Origin of the sequence: Wenzhouxiangella marina, assembly GCF_001187785.1 — a bacterium.
Taxonomy (GTDB): domain Bacteria; phylum Pseudomonadota; class Gammaproteobacteria; order Xanthomonadales; family Wenzhouxiangellaceae; genus Wenzhouxiangella; species Wenzhouxiangella marina.
In genome coordinates, this window is record NZ_CP012154.1 from 3,431,706 (window position 1) to 3,447,407 (window position 15,702).

General features: G+C 60.5%; 10 protein-coding genes. 8 read left to right on the plus strand and 2 right to left on the minus strand.

Annotated features, from left to right (window positions below; translation table 11 throughout):
* Positions 1-11 precede the first annotated feature (11 nt).
* From WM2015_RS14400 to WM2015_RS14435, 8 genes are all read left to right on the plus strand, one after another.
* Positions 12-1,250, plus strand: a complete 1,239-nt coding sequence (locus tag WM2015_RS14400; protein WP_245609777.1) for an HNH endonuclease — start codon at positions 12-14, stop codon at positions 1,248-1,250.
* 72 nt (positions 1,251-1,322) lie between these two features.
* On the plus strand, positions 1,323-3,305 hold the full coding sequence (locus tag WM2015_RS14405; protein WP_049726716.1) for a type I restriction-modification system subunit M: 1,983 nt from the start codon (positions 1,323-1,325) through the stop codon (positions 3,303-3,305).
* Positions 3,302-4,735, plus strand: a complete 1,434-nt coding sequence (locus tag WM2015_RS14410) for an SIR2 family protein (protein ID WP_049726717.1) — start codon at positions 3,302-3,304, stop codon at positions 4,733-4,735. The genes WM2015_RS14405 and WM2015_RS14410 overlap by 4 nt, the downstream gene beginning before the upstream one ends.
* Positions 4,732-6,834: an ATP-binding protein gene (locus tag WM2015_RS14415; protein WP_049726718.1), complete on the plus strand. Its 2,103-nt coding sequence runs from the start codon at positions 4,732-4,734 to the stop codon at positions 6,832-6,834. Before WM2015_RS14410 ends, WM2015_RS14415 begins: the two co-directional genes overlap by 4 nt.
* A gap of 52 nt (positions 6,835-6,886) precedes the next feature.
* On the plus strand, positions 6,887-7,930 hold the full coding sequence (locus WM2015_RS14420; protein ID WP_156201254.1) for a phosphoribosyltransferase-like anti-phage protein: 1,044 nt from the start codon (positions 6,887-6,889) through the stop codon (positions 7,928-7,930).
* Positions 7,920-10,103 (plus strand): NADAR family anti-phage protein, encoded by a 2,184-nt coding sequence (locus tag WM2015_RS15690; RefSeq protein ID WP_245609778.1) that lies wholly within the window; start codon positions 7,920-7,922, stop codon positions 10,101-10,103. Before WM2015_RS14420 ends, WM2015_RS15690 begins: the two co-directional genes overlap by 11 nt.
* Positions 10,100-11,566 carry an ATP-binding protein gene (locus tag WM2015_RS14430; protein WP_049726720.1) on the plus strand — a complete coding sequence of 489 codons (1,467 nt, stop codon included), beginning with the start codon at positions 10,100-10,102 and terminating at the stop codon, positions 11,564-11,566. The genes WM2015_RS15690 and WM2015_RS14430 overlap by 4 nt, the downstream gene beginning before the upstream one ends.
* Positions 11,567-11,678: 112 nt before the next feature.
* Entirely contained in the window at positions 11,679-14,693 is a 3,015-nt protein-coding gene (locus WM2015_RS14435) for a type I restriction endonuclease subunit R (protein ID WP_049726721.1), read from the plus strand.
* Here the strand turns inward: WM2015_RS14435 and WM2015_RS14440 are convergent.
* Both WM2015_RS14440 and WM2015_RS15960 read right to left on the minus strand, forming a co-directional pair.
* Positions 14,690-15,190 (minus strand): DUF6036 family nucleotidyltransferase, encoded by a 501-nt coding sequence (locus WM2015_RS14440; protein WP_049726722.1) that lies wholly within the window; start codon positions 15,188-15,190, stop codon positions 14,690-14,692. The genes WM2015_RS14435 and WM2015_RS14440 overlap by 4 nt on opposite strands.
* The gene (locus WM2015_RS15960) at positions 15,187-15,675 is read right to left on the minus strand and encodes a MarR family transcriptional regulator (protein ID WP_169751198.1); all 489 of its coding nucleotides are present in this window, start codon (positions 15,673-15,675) and stop codon (positions 15,187-15,189) included. Before WM2015_RS15960 ends, WM2015_RS14440 begins: the two co-directional genes overlap by 4 nt.
* Between the last annotated feature and the right edge of the window lie 27 nt (positions 15,676-15,702).

Sequence of the window (15,702 nt, forward strand, 5' to 3'; positions counted from 1 at the left end):
AGGCTCGCCGAATGGGGAGACCAGATCGACCTGGCCGCACGCCCGAACAGGCCAATCAGACCCGCCCGCTGATCCTCGAACTGAAACCCCTAGAACAGCAAATCGCGCGGCAAGACATCGCCATGCAGCATTGTCTGGCGCTCCAGCCAGTCGAAGGCCATCTTCCGAACTCGAGCATCCTGTGCCTCACCACCCATATGCCCAGCATACTCTGCTGGAATCTCTTCTCAAAGCTCCCCGCCCTAATGCGAATCAGCGCCCTGACTGCCCCGGTGGAAAGCGCCCGTAGAAAAAGACATAATCGGAGACGGCGTAGTTTGGGGGTTGGCTCTGTGGCAAAGCGTTTCTACATCGGTGTGACCGATTCAAGGTGGTACCACTATCTGGCCGCCCAGCAGCCGGATGAAGTCAATTTCTGGATGCCCGGCGCCTCTGGGTTCCGTGCCCTACCCGAAGCCGGCCTGTTCTTGTTCAAGCTCAAGCACCCGCACAATGCCATCGTCGGCGGAGGCTTCTTCGTGCGCTATACCCGCCTGCCGCTGATGTTGGCCTGGGAGGCCTTCGGCCAGAAAAACGGCGTCGAGAGCCTGCCGCAGCTCCTGAAAATTCTGAGATCACTGCGGCCTGAGATTCACCCAGCTGACGAAATCGGTTGCTGCATTCTGGCCCAACCGTTTTTCTTCCCCAGAGAGAGCTGGATACCCACGCCGGCCGACTGGTCGAAAAATATCGTTCGCGGCAAGGGCTACGACAGCGATTCACTCGAAGGCGCAAAGCTCCTCGATGCCGTCCGCGAACGGATGCCAGTTGTCGGAGACACCGATGGCCTACTTGACCCCACTGGCGACCCTGAGCGGCCGCTCCGCATCATCCGCGGCCGGCTCGGCCAGGGCGCCTTCCGGTCCCTGGTCACCGATGCCTACACCCGGCGCTGCGCGATCTCCGGCGAGCGGACGCTGCCCGCGCTCGAAGCCGCCCACATCAAGCCCTATGCCGACTCCGGCCCCAACCGCACGGAAAACGGCCTATTGCTGCGCTCCGACCTGCATCGCTTGTTCGACGCGGGCTACGTCACGGTCACGCCCGAGCGCCGGATCGAGGTTAGCGGACGGATCAAGGAAGAATTCGAGAATGGCCGCGATTACTACCGCTTCCATGGAGAAAAGCTGATGGTCGAACCAGGCAACCCGGCGGAAAGGCCCGATGCCGTCTACCTCAGCTGGCACAATGAGCGGGTATTCAGGCCGTGAGGCGCTTCGATAGTTCGATCACCGAACAGTCTAGATGTGTTGCTACATGAAAACGATAGGATCGAGAGTCTGATGGAACAAGTCCAGCTCAACTGGATCACCAACTTCATCTGGGGCATCGCGGATGATGTGCTGCGCGACCTGTACGTGCGCGGCAAATACCGCGACGTCATTCTGCCGATGACGGTGCTGCGGCGACTCGACGCCGTGCTGGAGCCGACCAAGCAGGCGGTGCTGGAGATGAAGGCCTCGCTCGACGAGGCCGGGATCGTTCAGCAGGATGCAGCCCTGCGCCAGGCCGCCGGGCAGGCCTTCTACAACACCTCGAAGTTCACGCTCCGGGATCTTCGGTCGCGCGCCAGCCAGCAACAGCTTCGCGCCGATTTCGAGGCCTACCTTGATGGGTTCTCGCCAAACGTCCAGGACATCCTCGAAAACTTCGAATTCCGCAACCAGATCCCGCGCCTGTCGAAGGCGGATGCGCTCGGCACGCTGATCGAGAAGTTCCTCTCGTCGGACATCAACCTTAGCCCGAATCCAGTCATGAATGGGAACGGCTCGGTCAAGCAAGCCGCGCTCGACAATCATGCCATGGGCACCCTGTTCGAGGAACTCGTCCGCCGCTTCAACGAAGACAACAACGAAGAGGCCGGCGAGCACTGGACGCCGCGCGACGCTGTCAAGCTCATGGCCAAGCTGATCTTCCTGCCCATCGCCGACGAGATCCAGTCCGGCACCTACCTGCTCTATGACGGTGCCTGCGGCACCGGCGGTATGCTGACCGTCGCCGAGGAAACGCTACAGCAGCTTGCCGAAGACCACGGCAAGCAGGTCGCGACCCACCTTTTCGGCCAGGAAATCAACGCCGAGACCTACGCCATTTGCAAGGCCGACCTGCTGCTGAAGGGCGAAGGCGACGCGGCGGACAATATCATCGGCGGCCCCGAGCACTCGACACTCGCCAACGATGCCTTCCCGTCTCGCGAATTTGACTTCATGCTCTCCAATCCGCCCTACGGCAAGAGCTGGAAGTCAGACCTTGAGCGCATGGGCGGCAAGAAGGGTGTCAAGGACCCGCGTTTCCTCATCCAGCACGCGGGCGACCCGGAGTACTCACTGCTGACTCGCTCCAACGATGGCCAGATGTTGTTCCTGGCTAACATGCTCGCGAAAATGAAGCAGGGCACGAAGATGGGCAGCCGCATCGCCGAGGTGCACAACGGTTCCTCTCTCTTCACCGGCGACGCCGGCCAGGGCGAGAGCAACATCCGCCGCTGGATTATCGAGAACGACTGGCTCGAAGCGATCGTCGCCCTTCCGCTCAACATGTTCTACAACACCGGCATCGCGACCTACATCTGGGTGCTCACCAACCGCAAGCCGGAACATCGAAAAGGGCAGGTCCAACTAATCGATGCAACCCAGTGGTACAAGCCGCTGCGCAAGAACTTAGGAAAAAAGAACTGCGAACTTTCCGAGCAGGACATCCAGCGCATCTGCGACGCCTTCCTCGCCTTCGAAGAAACCGTGCAGTCGAAGATCTTCCCGAACGAGGCCTTCGGGTACTGGAAAGTGACGGTCGAGCGGCCGCTCCGCCTGGCGGGCATCGATCCCGAGCGCGCCTACAAGGCGGCAGAAATCAAGAAACTCAAAGAGACCTGCGAACGGGTCGACGACGCCCCACCGGTCATCAAAAAGATCCACAAGAAGGGCACCGAGGCTGATCCCCTGCGCGGCCTGTTCGAGGCAACGATTGCCGGCAAGACCGCCGTGGTTGAATACGAGCCGGACACCGAATTGCGCGACACGGAACAGGTGCCATTGCTCGAAGAGGGCGGCATCGAAGCCTTTATCAAGCGCGAGGTATTGCCCCACGCGCCCGATGCCTGGTACGTCCCCGGCAGCGTCAAGACAGGCTACGAGATCAGCTTCACCCGCTACTTCTACAAGCCGAAGCCGTTGCGCTCGCTGGAGGAGATTCGGGCTGACATTCTGGCGCTGGAGAAAGAGACCGAGGGGCTGCTGGGCGAGATCATCGGGGAGAAAGCGCCATGACAGTCGAGGAACTGAAGACATTGCTGGGGAGCGATGGCCAGATACTGAAGACGCGCGATGACCACTCACCTGTTCTCTTAAATCGCCCGTCGGACGCGACGGGAGTCGATCAGTTCACCGTGCCGACCGACTCGACGTGCTCATGGGCGAAGCCAGCCGAACCGTTCGGCGCCGAGATAATCCGGCCGCGAATCGAGCCGTGGCTGACGGCACTGGCTCAGTCCGAGCATCTTTCCCTGTTGGTCGGCTCGGGGTTGACCCACGCCGTCCATGGGATGGCCACGAATCAGCCCCTGCCCGGCATGGGCGCCGTCATTTTCGACGTCCTGAACGACGAAATCACGTCCGAGGCTAAGTGTGCGGCCAGCGCGGCCGGGCGCGAGGACGGAAACTTCGAGGACCAGATCCGCGTCGCCAACGAAGTGCTTCGAGGTCTGGAGATCCTTGTAGCAAAGAAGCCAGCAGACGCACCTGAGCGACAACAAGCAGCGGCCCTGCGAGGTGGCCTGACGGCAGCCCTGCAATCATTCGCCGGCTCCATTCTTACGGGCGAACGAAACCTCGCGACGGCGGAAACCGAGCAGCGCGAAGAGGCGTTCAACTACCTCGTCAGCTTCCTGATGAGCTTTGCCAGCCGTGCCGGTACCCGCGAGCGCCTGCAGCTTTTCACGACAAACTACGACCGTTACATCGAGGCGGGTGCAGATGTGGCTGGCTTGCGTCTCATCGATCGTTTCGTCGGCACCCTGGTGCCAGTCTTCCGCGCATCGCGCCTCGATGTGGATCTGCACTACAACCCGCCGGGCATCCGCGGGGAACCGCGCTACCTCGAAGGCGTCGCGCGTTTCACCAAGCTCCACGGCTCGGTGGACTGGCTCGACTGCGCAGGTTCGATCCGGCGCATCGGCCTCCCTTTCGGCGCAATGGACGCGGCCCCCTATCTCGCCGCGCCTGGACTGAAGGGCGTCGATGCAACGCGGCTGATGATCTACCCCAACGCCGCCAAGGATCGCGAAACGACGGCATACCCCTATATCGAACTCTTCCGCGACTTCGCCGCTTCAATCTGCCGCCCGAACAGCACGTTGGTCTGCTACGGCTACAGCTTCGGCGACGAACACATCAATCGCGTGATCGAGGACATGCTGACTATCCCGTCCGCGCACCTGGTCATTATTGCCCACGGCGATCCGCTTGGGCGCATCATGAGCACGTACGAGCGTCTGGGTAGGCATGCGCAGATCACGCTATTGATCGGTAACCATCTCGGTAACCTGAAAGTCTTGGTCGATCATTACCTGCCGAAGCCGGCAATCGACCGCACGACCTTCCGCATGGCGGAACTGCTCAAGGCGCGCTGGGGCACGGAGCCTCGCGCCCAAGCGGATGCCGAGGACGCGCCGACACAAGAAGGGAGTTCGCCGTCTTGAGCCAGGCACCCTTCGAGCAGGCCGGCAGTTTGCGCATCGGCGCGGTGGAATTCGTCTCGCCAGATGAAATCAAGGTGGGTCTCGATATCGAGGCACCCGAGTCCGTTGCCCTGAATGCCGGAGGCCCGCGGCCATTTCCCAGGGTCAACGGCTACCTGCTGATTCCAGTGGATGACGCTTTCCTCGTCGGCCAAGTCGAGTGGATGACCGTCGAGCGCTCACCCTTTCCGAAGCGGCGCGGCATGCAGGACTTCGGATTGGTGGATCTTCCCTATCCTCTTCGCAGATTGAGGCTCAACCCCCTCGGCACGCTTCGCAGGCGTTCGCCGGATGGCGCGTACGACTTCAGGCGCGGCGCCGACGCCTTGCCATCGATTGGCGCAGCTGTCCTCCTGCCCACCGAAAAGCAACTCTGCTCCATCGTCGAGTCTGGAGAGCGTCGCAGGGTAAAGATCGGCACGAGTCCGCTCGCAGGTGATGCGGAGGTATCTATCGATCCCAATCGCCTGTTCGGGCGGCACCTTGCCGTGTTGGGCAACACGGGTAGCGGCAAGTCCTGCTCCGTCGCCGGATTGATTCGCTGGAGCCTGGAACAGGCATCGCAGGCGCGAGGAGGAGGACGACCCAACGCCCGGTTTATTGTGCTTGACCCGAATGGCGAGTATGCACGCGCCTTCAGCGGCGCCGAAAAGATAAAGGCGCGAATCTTCAAGGTGAACCCGGCTGAAGGTGAAAAGGCTCTGAAAGTGCCGCTGTGGTTCTGGAACAGCGCGGAGTGGTGCTCGTTCACGCAGGCCAGCGCGCGGACGCAGCGGCCTACACTGATGCACGCCCTTCGCTTCGTTCGGGACGGCCAGACCGAGCCGACGCCTGATACAAGTCACGACATGCGACGGTTCCTTCGAACTATGGTGACGACCATTCGCATCGAGCAGAACTCCGGCGGACCATGGGGTGCGTTCCCAAAGCCGAAGGCGTTTTTCGAGAAGCTGGAGAAGTGGAAGTCGGGATTGGAGTCCGACTTGTCATCGTTCGCTGGTGACCCTCAAGCCCGACTCCAAGCGCTCGTCGCCAAGATCGAAGGGCTCTGTCAGCCGCGTCGCGTTCAATACCCCCACTATGACTTCACTAGGGATGAAGTCCGGGATCTGCTCGTGGCTGCTAGCGAGACTCATTCCGCATTCGGCGGGACAGATTCAGACATAGTTCCGGCAGATGTCGACGCACCGCGTCCATTCGAGGGCGCATCGCTGCTTCGAGCCGTCGAGGCGGCGGGAGAGCTGCTGAACGTCTCCGAGCACGTCGAAACGCTGCTCGTCAGGATCCGTGCGCTGCTGACGGACACCCGCTTGAAGCCGATCATGGGAAGCGAACACGACGTGGCCTTGGACGAGTGGCTTTCGAGCTACATCGGCAGCGACGACACCGATGACGGTTGCATATCGGTAATTGACCTTTCACTGGTGCCTACCGAAGTCATTCACGTCATCACCGCCGTCATCGCGCGCATTACGTTCGAGTCGCTACAACGCTACGTGAAGCTGAACGGTGTCGCGCTGCCCACCGTGCTGGTTATGGAAGAGGCCCACACCTTCATCAAGCGCTACAAGGAGGACGTCGAGAATCAGGACGCGGCCAGCATCTGCTGTCAGGTCTTCGAGCGCATCGCCCGTGAGGGCCGGAAGTTCGGCCTCGGCCTTGTCCTCTCGTCGCAGCGCCCATCCGAACTGTCGCCCACCGTGCTATCGCAGTGCAACACCTTCCTGCTCCACCGGATCAGCAACGACCGTGACCAGGAACTGGTCCACCGGCTCGTGCCGGACAACCTTCGCGGTCTCCTCCGCGAGCTGCCTTCGCTGCCATCCCAAAATGCCATCCTGCTCGGCTGGGCCTCGGAACTTCCGGTGCTGGTGAAGATGAACGAACTTCCAAAGTCCCAGCAGCCTCGGTCCGACGATCCAGAGTTCTGGGGTGTATGGATCGGCGAGGATGCAGATGGCAATCCGGTATCGCGGAGTTCGGACTGGGCTCCGATCGCTGATGACTGGCAGTCTGTTCCAGCAGGTCAACCGGAAGGCGACGGGGAGGCGGAGGCATGATCATCGACCTCAATCACCCCCACCTTGTGTGGCTTGAGAGAGGAGTCGGTCCATGAACGAACGAACGGCGCTGCTCGCGTCCATTGCGGAGACGATCAAAGACTACCGGTCGGGTGAATTACCCCCTCCCACACCTGAACACGTTGATCGTTGGATCCAGCAATTCGACAGAGAAGTTCAACTCCAAATGCTGCGGGAGATGGATTATGTACTCAAGCAAACATACTTTTCGCTCGCGAACGTTACGAACTTCCTGCGAGACCTAGTCCGGACTGAAAAGCTCGTCGGCCAAGATCCTTGCGCTTTTTGGCGCACCGTGAACTTCCTTGATATCCAGCAAGGTGGGAACAGCCAGACCGAAATGTTAGAGCTGTTTGACAAAGTGCTTCAAGAACAATGTGGATTCAGGGTTACCGAGTGCGGGGTCGAAAGCGCTGTCTATCTCTACCTGGACGACGGACTCTTCACCGGTAACCGTGTTCGGCGAGATCTGGAAGCGTGGATAGCAACCGACTCGCCTGCCGCGGCCTCGTTGCACGTCGTGACCATTGCCCTCCACTCGGGCGGTCAGCACTACGCCAATGGGAGGATTAGGAACGCGCTCACAGCAACGCGCAAGGAATGCGCCATAACGTGGTGGCGAGCGATCGAGCTCGAGGATCGGAAGGCATACAGCGACACTGCCGACGTTCTGCGACCGACGAGCATTCCCGACGACGCGGCCGTGCAGGACTACGTTAGAGGGATGAGACATCCGCCAACCCTTAGGCGGCCTGGGAATGTTGGTGGCAAGTCTCTGTTCAGTAGTGATGCAGGGAAGCAGCTGCTCGAGCAGGAATTTCTGAAGGCGGGCGCACGAATTCGCGGTCTCTGCCAAAATCTGGGCGACACACAGCGACCTCTAGGTCACATGACCCTGGAGACCCTCGGATTCGGATCTCTCATCGTTACGTTCCGAAATTGCCCGAACAATGCGCCTTTGGCGCTTTGGGTTGGTGATCCGTGGTACCCGCTGTTCCGGCGAACCACAAACAGCCAGACGGCCATCAAGCACTTGTTTGAGGACCTGACAAGAGATGCGGGCGATGAGCGCTGACCAGACACGCACTTATCGCCGGGAAGAATGCATCGTCTTCCTGAAGACCGACGAACCGTTCGGTGGGCTGTCCAATATGGCTGGCGGGTTCCCGTTGTGCGTGAATGGTCTTGAAATCCGCACATCCGAGGCGCTCTACCAGGCCTGTCGCTTTCCGCATCTGCCCGAAGTGCAGAAGCTGATCATCGTGCAGAAGAGCCCGATGACGGCCAAGATGAAGAGCAAGCCGCATCGCAAGCACTCCCGACCGGACTGGGACCGGGTGCGGGTCAAGATCATGCGCTGGTGTTTGCGGGTAAAGCTCGCGCAGAACTGGGCAACGTTCAGCACGCTTCTGCAGGAGACAGGAGACCGCCCGATCGTCGAAGAGTCGCGCAAGGACGCGTTCTGGGGCGCGAAGCCGGTAGACGCTGACACGCTCGTCGGCATGAATGTGCTGGGGCGGTTGCTCATGGAATTGAGGGCTGCGATTGAAGGCGAGGGGCGGGAAGCGCTCCTTAAGGTGGACAGTCTCGATATCCCAGGCTTCCGGCTGGCGGGGCACCCGATTGAAACGGTCATCGCGGAAAACCCAGCGATGGCGCCGACCGAACCGCTTGACCAGAGCCCGCGCCCTGGTGAAGCGAGTTCGCCAAGGGAGTATCAGCCATCCCTGTTCGATTCGCCCAAGGGTCCGGACACAATGGTCCGCGATTCAGCGGCGGAGCAGCACGCAAGGGCGGGTATCGCCAGCCTCAAGCCCTATCCCGCGTTGAAAGACTCCGGCGTGCCGTGGCTGGGGGAGGTGCCGGAGCATTGGGAGGTGCGTAAGCTTCGTCATGTCCTTCGGCGCCGTACGGAGCGAAATCGGCCCGACCTTCCCCTGCTTTCGGTTGTTCGTGAGAAGGGCGTGATACGGCGGGATACGACGAGTGCCGATGAGAACCACAACTACATTCCCGACGATCTGACCAACTATAAGGTCGTGCGACCAGGGCAGTTTGCCATGAACAAGATGAAGGCTTGGCAAGGATCGTACGGCGTATCCCGATACGATGGAATCGTCAGCCCGGCCTACTTCGTATTCGATTTATGGGGCGTAGATGGCAACTTCTTCCACGCTGCAATCCGCTCCCGCGCATATGTACCCCAATTTACGCGGGCATCTGATGGCGTGCGCATCGGTCAGTGGGACTTAGCGGAGTCGCGGATGCGGGAGATCCCGTTCCTTGTCCCGCCTCTCCCAGAACAAGCAGCTATCGTCCGCTTCCTCGATCACGCAGACCGGCGGATTCGGCGGTACGTCCGCGCCAAGCAGAAGTTGATCAAGCTGCTGGAGGAGCAGAAGCAGGCCATCATCCACCGCGCCGTCACCCGCGGGCTCGACCCCAACGTCCGCCTCAAGCCCTCCGGCGTGGAGTGGGTGGGGGAGGTGCCGGCGCATTGGGAAGTATTGCGCCTGAAATCACTGATTTCCAGACTAGACCAAGGAGTAAGCCCTCAAGCAGAGAATCGTGTTGCAGAAGCGGGCTCTTGGGGTGTATTGAAAGCAGGCTGCGTAAATCGAGGCGTATTCCGTGAGAAGGAACATAAGCGGCTACCGGAAGGCTTCATATTCGACGAAAAACTTGCCATCTCGGAAGGTGACGTACTTGTCTCGAGGGCAAGCGGTTCGCCCCACCTGGTTGGATCAGTCGGCCGTGTAGCGGAACTGACATCCAACTTGATTCTCTCTGACAAGATTTTTCGGCCTGTATTTGTACCGAATGCTAGACCAGAGTACATGGTGCTGGCCATGAACAGCCGCTACTATCGACTTCAAGTTGAGCAAGCGATTAGCGGTGCTGAGGGTCTTGCGAATAATTTGCCCTCTTCATCGCTTCGTAGGTTTGTGTTTGCCGTTCCACCCGTTAAGGAGCAGCTTGACATTGCAGAGTCGCTGCGTTCCGCTATTGACGACGTTAGTGCGACTGTGGAACGATCCGAAAGAGAGATCGAGCTGCTCAACGAATTCCGCACTCGCCTGTTTGCTGACGCCGTAACGGGCAAGTTAGACGTGCGGGAGGCGGCGGCGAAGCTTCCGGATTTGGAGGAAAATCCGGGGATGGCCGAGCCGTTAGATGAGCTGGCTGCTGGCGAGGCCGCGGAGTTCGATGACGAGTTGGACGTGGAAGCGGAGGAGGCCGGGGCGTGACCGGCGACCGGCCTTCCGAATATCTCGCGAGCTTGATTCGGGAGCTCTGTGCTCTGCCGCGCGAAACGGAGTGGGCCGAGTTCAAGGTCAACGACGCAGAACCCCAAGCCATTGGCGAGTACATCTCGGCACTCGCGAATGCGGCCGCCCTGGCCGGCAAGGCCTTCGCCTATCTCGTCTGGGGTGTGCGCGATGACGATCATGCGGTCGTGGGCACGACCTTCGATCCGAGCGCAGCGAAGGTCGGTAATGAGGAGCTGGAGAATTGGCTCTTGCGCACCATGGAGCCCAAGATCGACTTCCGGTTCCTGCGTGTCGACCTGGACGGCGCGCCGGTCGTGCTCCTCGAAATCACTCGAGCCGCGCGTCATCCGGTGCGCTTTTCCGGTCAGGAGTTCATCCGCGTTGGTTCCTACAAAAAGAAGCTCAAGGATTTCCCCGAGAAGGAACGGGCGTTGTGGCGCATTTTCGACCAGACGCCGTTCGAAGACGGTATCGCCGCTGAGCGGGCGACGGGCAACGAGGTCCTGAGGCTGCTGGATTACCCGGCCTACTTCGAGCTGCTCGAACGGTCGTTACCAGCGAATCGGGACGGGATCCTGGAGGCCCTGGCCGATGATCGGCTAGTCCGTGGCAGCGACGCCGGCGGATGGGACATCACCAACCTTGGTGCTGTGCTGTTCGCCAAGCGACTCGATGGCTTTCATACGCTGCGTCGCAAAGCCGTGCGCGTTGTGCAATATCGCGGCAACGGCCGCACCGAGACGCTCAGAGAGCAGGAAGGTGGCAAAGGTTACGCCAGCGGCTTTGAGGGCCTGATCGGCTACATCAATGGCCTACTGCCCGCGAACGAGGTCATCGGCAAGGCGCTGCGCCGGAGCGTGCCGATGTTCCCCGAGCTGGCAGTGCGCGAGTTGGTGGCCAACGCTCTCATCCACCAAGACTTTCTCGTGGCCGGGGCGGGCCCGATGGTGGAGATCTTCGACGATCGGATCGAGATCACGAATCCCGGCGAGCCGCTCGTCGACACCCAGCGTTTTGTGGACACGCCGCCGCGCTCGCGCAACGAGGCCCTTGCCTCGCTGATGCGCCGGTTCCGGATCTGCGAGGAACGCGGCAGCGGTATCGACAAGGTCGTCTCCCAGGTGGAGCTGTTCCAGCTGCCCGCGCCCCTGTTCGAGAGCCCGAAAGGCTTTACGCGGGCGGTTCTGTTCGCGCACAAGCCTCTGACGGCGATGGATCGAATGGACCGTGTGAGGGCCTGCTATCTCCATGCCTGCCTGAAATGGGTGACGCGGGACTATCTGACCAATGCGTCCCTCAGAGAGCGGTTTGGCGTAGAAGAGAAGAACAAAGCCGCCGTCTCGCGTTACATCCGAGAGGCAGTCGAATCCGGCATGATCAGGCCATTCGATGAGGGCGCGGCCAAAAAACTGATGAAATATGTCCCGTTTTGGGCGTGATTTTTGATTGATGGACGCTTGAATTAAGACTTGCCAGATGCGCTTTTTTTATAAATATTTTTTCGAAACAGTATCTTACAGCTCCGAGTTTAATTGATGGGTAATTGATTCAATGCCGCCGACAACCACGGACACCAGCGAACGCGGGCTCGAACAGCTGGTCTGCACGGCCCTGACCGGCTCGCCCTGCGACCCGGGGGCGGAACCCCAGGGCCCTACTCGGGAGCGGCCAGCCGCTTACGCGGCCGGCTGGATCGGCGGGCATCCGAACGACTACGACCGAGAGCACTGCGTGGACCTGGTGCAGCTTGCGGATTTTCTGCAAGAGACCCAGCCGGAGGTCGCAGAGGCGCTGAGCCTGGGGGTCGACGGACCGACCCGGCGCAAGTTCCTGGCGCGCCTGCAGGGCGAAATTACCAGGCGCGGGACGATCGACGTGCTGCGTCGTGGCATCAAGCACGGCCCGAACGATATCGATCTTTTCTACGGCACGCCGTCACCCGGGAATGAGACGGCCGCCGTTCGCTACGCCGCCAACCGCTTCAGCGTCACCCGCCAGCTTCGTTACAGCCGCGACGAAACCCAGCTTGCGCTGGATCTCGGCCTGTTCATCAATGGTCTTCCCGTGGCCACTTTCGAGCTGAAAAACAGCCTGACCAAGCAGACAGTGGACGATGCCGTCGAGCAGTACAAGCGCGATCGCAGCCCGCGCGAAAAGCTGTTCGAGTTTGGCCGCTGCGTTGCGCACTTTGCCGTTGACGATCATGAGGTCCGATTCTGCACGCATTTGAAGGGCAAGAACTCGTGGTTCCTGCCCTTCAATCAGGGCTGGGGTCACGGCGCCGGCAATCCGCCGAATCCGAATGGCCTGAAGACCGACTATCTCTGGAACCGCATACTGACCCGCGACAGTCTGACGGACATTCTCGAAAACTACGCCCAGGTCGTCGAATTCAAGGACGAGAAGACCGGCCGCAAGAAGGCCACGCAGATCTGGCCGCGCTTTCACCAGCTCGATGTCGTGCGCCGGCTTCTGGCGGATGCCGGCGAGCGCGGCGCAGGGCACCGTTACCTGATTCAGCATTCGGCCGGTAGCGGCAAGTCGAATTCCATCGCCTGGCTCGCTCACCAGCTCATTGGACTGTCCAGAGACGATTCGATGGTGTTCGACTCCATTATCGTGGTCACGGACCGACGCATTCTCGACAAGCAGATCCGCGACACGATCAAGCAGTTTGCGCAGGTAGGTGCGACAGTCGGGCACGCCGAACGCTCCGGCGATCTGCGCAAGTTCATCGCCGAGGGCAAGAAGATCATCATCTCGACGGTGCAGAAGTTTTCGTTCATTCTCGACGAGATCGGCAACGAGCATCGCGGCCGGCGCTTCGCGATCATCATTGACGAGGCCCATTCAAGCCAAGGTGGGCGCACTTCGGCAGCGCTCTCCGTCGCGCTATCCGGTACCGGTGACGGGGAAGACGATGAGACCCTCGAAGACAGCATCAATCGCCTGATGGAGGCCAAGAAGCTGCTGCCGAACGCGAGCTATTTTGCCTTCACAGCCACGCCGAAGAACAAGACGCTAGAGATTTTCGGCAAACCTGAGCCGCAATCCGACGGCAGCGTGCGGCACCGCCCGTTTCACAGCTATACGATGAAGCAGGCGATCGAGGAAGGCTTCATCCTGGACGTGTTGCGCCACTACACCCCAGTGGAGAGCTACTACCGGCTGGTCAAGAAGGTCGAGGGCGATCCGAAGTTTGACACCAAGCGGGCCAAGAAGAAGCTGCGCCGCTACGTCGAGAGCCATGACCATGCCATTCGCCTGAAAGCTGAGATCATGGTGGACCACTTCCATGAGCAGGTGATCGGGCTTAACAAGATCGGCGGAAAGGCCCGGGCGATGGTGGTGACCAGCGGCATCGAGCGAGCCATCCAGTATTTCCACGCCATCCGCGATTACCTCGCCGACCGCAAGAGCCCCTATCAGGCCATCGTGGCCTTCTCCGGGGAGCATGAATATGGCGGCACGAAAGTCACCGAGGCGTCGCTTAACGGATTCCCAGCCAGCCAGATCGCCGACAAGATCGAACAGGACCCCTACCGATTCCTGATCTGCGCGGACAAGTTCCAGACCGGTTACGACGAGCCGCTGTTGCACACGATGTACGTGGACAAGGTTCTCTCGGGCATCAAAGCGGTGCAGACCCTCTCCCGCCTGAACCGAGCGCATCCGCAGAAGCACGACGTGTTCGTGCTCGACTTCATGAACGACGCCGACACGATCAAGGCCTCATTCGCCGACTACTACCGCACCACCATCCTGGCCGAAGAGACCGATCCGGATAAGCTGCATGACCTGAAGGCGGCGCTTGACGGAGCCCAGGTTTACACGGCAGAGAAAATCGATGAGCTCGTCACGTTGTATCTTGGCGGCGCGGACCGGGACTGTCTCGATCTGATTCTCGATGCCTGCGTCGCAGACTATCGGGAACAGCTCGACGAGGATGGCCAGGTCGACTTCAAGGGCAAGGCCAAGGCGTTCCTGCGAGCCTATGGCTTCCTGTCCCAGGTCCTGCCTTACACGAACGCTGATTGGGAGAAGCTCTCGATCTTTCTGACTTTCCTCGTTCCGAAGCTACCGGCGCCGGTCGAGGAGGATCTCTCTCGCGGCATCCTGGACGCCATCGACATGGACAGCTACCGGGTCGAGAAGCAGACCGCCATCCGCATCCAGCTCCCGGACGCCGACGCCGAAATCGAGCCGTTGCCGACAAGCGGCGGCGGCCGCAGGCCCGAACCGGAACTCGATCGCCTCTCCAACATCATCAAGACCTTCAACGACCAGTTCGGGAACATCGCCTGGAGCGACGCGGATCGCGTGCACAGGCTGATCACCGAGGACATTCCGAGTCGAGTCGCTGCCGATGAAGCCTACCGCAACGCGAAGCTGAACTCGGACAAGCAGAACGCCCGCATCGAGCACGACAAGGCCCTGGCGCGGGTGATGACTGCCGTACTAAAAGACGACACGGAACTGTTCAAGCAGTTCATGGACAATGACTCTTTCCGCCGCTGGATGACGGACACGGTGTTTGGATTGACTTACGAATCAGCGAGAAGCTAGAACACGCAGGTAAGCGCCTCGACATCCTGCAGTCGTCTGATCAAGGTTGCCTGATCCAATAGCCCTGCACGGATCAGGGCTGCGTTGAACTCGAGGTCCTTCGGCCGGCCCGCACCGTACTTCGATAACGCCAGGTCATGTACCTCCATGCAAAGCCCGGTGAACTTGCCAGCCTTGACCGGATTGGCTCTCTGCATCCAGTCCTTCGGCGCGTACTGCGGTGTACTGCTCGACAGACCTTGGGCGTAGTAGTGGTTCTCGATCTCGAAGTCGGAACCTTCGCCAAGCACCCAATCGATCCGATCGCTGACCCGACGCTCCTCCTCTGGATCATCCAGGCCTGGCACGACATCCATATCACGCGTCTGGACCAGCGCTGCTTCGGCTGAGTCTTCGATGACAGCCAGAACGGCCGAAGCGCCGATGATGTAGAAGTACTCGAGGCCAGTTCGTCTGCCGACCTCCGCAATCAAGTGCTCGAGTTGATCACGAGTCACGCGACTTGACCGAGATTTTCAAAAATCCGGCGCCGCTCTTCTGGACGGATCAATGCCGTGAATGGGGACTCCTTGCGGAGAAGATCTGCGTCTTCAGAGTCTTCAGTCATCTTGCGGAGCAAGCGAGGTCGGGGGCCTGCGATCAGCTGCCTCCAGCGCTCGTGATAGGGATGACCAGCGGGGTTCGCGGATTCGAGCGCAGCGAGCCTGGCTTCAGCCTGCTGCAGCAGCTGCGGTGTTTTCACCAGGCGATGAGCAATTGCTTCATGAAGGCGACGGCGACGCAGATCGGCAAGACCCGCACGCCCCCCAACCCAGTGGTACCGAGAGCTTCTCGCCCTGCCCTCGGCAATCACCAGGCCGCGCGCCTGAAGGCGTAACAGCATTCGGGACAGGGTCGGCTGGCTGATGCCCAGAAGCGCTGCCAGCTCCGGCGCATGCCCCCCGTCCGGCATGGCGGCCAGATGTCCGATGAGTCGATCCAAGAGGTCTGTGCGTTCGGGCATCGCTCG

Excerpts from the sequence above, each read along its gene's own strand:
- WM2015_RS14400 (WP_245609777.1), top strand. The coding sequence starts at position 12 with ATGGGGAGACCAGATCGACCTGGCCGCACGCCCGAACAGGCCAATCAG.
- WM2015_RS14405 (WP_049726716.1), top strand. The coding sequence starts at position 1,323 with ATGGAACAAGTCCAGCTCAACTGGATCACCAACTTCATCTGGGGCATC.
- WM2015_RS14410 (WP_049726717.1), top strand. The coding sequence starts at position 3,302 with ATGACAGTCGAGGAACTGAAGACATTGCTGGGGAGCGATGGCCAGATA.
- WM2015_RS14420 (WP_156201254.1), top strand. The coding sequence starts at position 6,887 with ATGAACGAACGAACGGCGCTGCTCGCGTCCATTGCGGAGACGATCAAA.
- WM2015_RS15690 (WP_245609778.1), top strand. The coding sequence starts at position 7,920 with ATGAGCGCTGACCAGACACGCACTTATCGCCGGGAAGAATGCATCGTC.
- WM2015_RS14435 (WP_049726721.1), top strand. The coding sequence starts at position 11,679 with ATGCCGCCGACAACCACGGACACCAGCGAACGCGGGCTCGAACAGCTG.